Origin of the sequence: Paraburkholderia sp. SIMBA_030, assembly GCF_046535245.1 — a bacterium.
Lineage (GTDB): Bacteria > Pseudomonadota > Gammaproteobacteria > Burkholderiales > Burkholderiaceae > Paraburkholderia.
This window is the reverse complement of record NZ_JAWRXB010000075.1, coordinates 1-630: the sequence shown is the minus strand read 5'-3', so window position 1 is coordinate 630 and position 630 is coordinate 1. Positions and strand designations below refer to the sequence as shown.

General features: G+C 54.9%; 1 protein-coding gene and 3 tRNA genes. All 4 read left to right on the top strand.

The window, feature by feature from the left end:
* Positions 1-177 precede the first annotated feature (177 nt).
* Positions 178-263 (top strand) — tRNA-Tyr (locus tag SB772_RS39075).
* A 41-nt stretch (positions 264-304) separates the two neighbouring features.
* Positions 305-378, top strand: a tRNA-Gly gene (locus SB772_RS39070).
* Between the two features lie 16 nt (positions 379-394).
* Positions 395-469: transfer RNA gene (locus SB772_RS39065), tRNA-Thr, on the top strand.
* Between the two features lie 63 nt (positions 470-532).
* A partial coding sequence (locus SB772_RS39060; RefSeq protein ID WP_033453371.1) for a GTP-binding protein occupies positions 533-630 on the top strand: 98 nt, incomplete at its 3' end.

Sequence of the window (630 nt, the reverse complement as noted above, 5' to 3'; positions counted from 1 at the left end):
TGAAAGTAGGTAATCGTCAGGCTCCCCAGCAGCACCAGAAACCCCACCCCACAAAGGTGGGGTTTCTGCGTTTACGGTAGCGTCAGAATTACTATATAAGTGAGAGCTATGAGTTTGGGGCACTCAAGCAAGCCTTGACAACAAGCGGTTGTTCCCCCATAATCATCAGTTCTCTGCGGAGGGGTGCCCGAGTGGCTAAAGGGGGCAGACTGTAAATCTGTTGGCTTACGCCTACGTTGGTTCGAATCCAACCTCCTCCACCAGAATGCAAGCTGTAGCAGTAGTCGGGAATCCATGGATCCTTGCGGGTGTAGCTCAATGGTAGAGCAGAAGCCTTCCAAGCTTACGACGAGGGTTCGATTCCCTTCACCCGCTCCAGCAACACAGAAGTAGCGCCCATGTGGCTCAGTGGTAGAGCACTCCCTTGGTAAGGGAGAGGTCGGCAGTTCGATCCTGCCCATGGGCACCAGAAGTACTCGGTGATTGTTTGCGCGCGGCGCAACGTACGGATAAATCCTCTTAGGAGTCGAAAATGGCCAAGGGTAAGTTTGAGCGGACCAAGCCGCACGTGAACGTCGGCACGATCGGTCACGTTGACCACGGCAAGACCACGCTGACGGCGGCGATCAC